The organism is Arthrobacter sp. Y3221087 (genome assembly GCF_059089905.1).
In genome coordinates this window covers 1-634 of record NZ_JBNHFE010000025.1, presented here as the reverse complement: position 1 = coordinate 634, position 634 = coordinate 1, and the positions used below count along the sequence as shown (strand labels likewise).

The window sequence follows — 634 nt, the reverse complement described above, 5'->3', positions numbered from 1 at the left end:
ATCGCCCCGTGGAACTACCCGCTTCTCCAGGCGGCCTGGAAGGTGGCCCCGGCGCTCGTCGCGGGCAACTCGTTCGTGCTGAAGCCCAGCGAGCTCACGCCCTCCACCGCCATCCTGCTCATGGAGACCCTTGCGGAAGCCGGGGTTCCCGCCGGCGTCGCAAACCTGGTGACCGGAAGCGGGTCGAAGGTGGGCGGCCCGCTCAGCTCGGACCCGCGCGTCGACCTCGTCTCCCTCACCGGCAGCCTGGCCACCGGCCAGACAATCATGGCCGCCGCCGCGGAAACCGTGAAGCGCGTCGCCTTCGAACTCGGCGGAAAAAACCCCAACGTCGTCTTCGCGGACGCGGACTGGGACGCCGCCGTCGACAACGCCCTGACCGCCGTGTTCCTGCACTCTGGCCAGGTCTGCTCGGCAGGGGCCCGGCTGGTTGTTGAAGAGTCCATCGCGGGACGGTTCGTGGCTGAGGTGGTGGAACGGGCGAAAAAGATCCGGATGGGCGGGCCGTTCGATCCCGACGCCGAGACCGGGCCGCTCGTCTCCGCCAAGCACCGCGACCAGGTCCACGCCTACGTCCAGGCCGGCATCGCCGAAGGTGCCGAACTGTTGTGCGGCGGCTACATCCCGGACGAGG

The 634-nt window shown here is 69.4% G+C and carries 1 protein-coding gene; it reads left to right on the top strand.

The genetic code is table 11. The features are described from left to right. On the top strand, nt 1-634 hold a 634-nt coding region (locus tag AC5RUO_RS20000; RefSeq protein WP_494104446.1), incomplete at both ends, for an aldehyde dehydrogenase family protein.